At 37.2% G+C, this 543-nt stretch carries 1 protein-coding gene and 1 pseudogene; both read right to left on the bottom strand.

Features of this window, described 5'->3' with window-relative positions; genetic code table 11:
• The coding region (locus PL9631_RS27460) for an ASCH domain-containing protein (protein WP_156090733.1) at nucleotides 1–173 on the bottom strand (173 nt) is incomplete at its 3' end.
• A gap of 10 nt (nucleotides 174–183) precedes the next feature.
• Nucleotides 184–543: pseudogene (locus PL9631_RS26560) on the bottom strand (AAA family ATPase); the annotation flags it as partial.

A 543-nucleotide genomic window follows, 5' to 3' on the forward strand; every position in this document is an offset into this window, starting at 1 on the left:
TCATCAAGAATTTCACTTAATCCCAAAGGATAATCAAAAGGATGAACCGATTGTTTTCCTGCGTGAATTGCCAGTAATCCCCGATAATTCCGTTGCCAATCACGAGTTTCGTACCGTTTCTTTCCTGTGACTAAAAGACTAGCCCAAGGTTCTTGTATTGTTAATGCTTGCATTTTGTTATAGTTAATTGTTGGTTAATTCATCCTGATAATCAACTTCTAAAAGCGGTAGCGAATTACTATCTATTTGAGGGGATAAAGAAGCTGATTTAGCCCCACTACGACTAGCCCAATCTTTCAATGCTTCAATCTGATGACTGGCAATTTTAGCTAGAGGAACGCAATTATCAATCGCATCTAAAATATCCTCAGTTGTAAACTCTCGACTTTCGCTAAACCCAAATTGCATAGCATCATAAATTACTTGCTCAATCTCGGCTCCTGAGAAATCTTTAGAACGATTAGCTAATAACTCTAAGTTGAATTGATTATTAGGACGTAAGCGGTTTAAGTGAACTTTAAAGATTTGTTCCCGTTCTGATTG

The organism is Planktothrix paucivesiculata PCC 9631 (assembly GCF_900009265.2).
Taxonomy (GTDB): domain Bacteria; phylum Cyanobacteriota; class Cyanobacteriia; order Cyanobacteriales; family Microcoleaceae; genus Planktothrix; species Planktothrix paucivesiculata.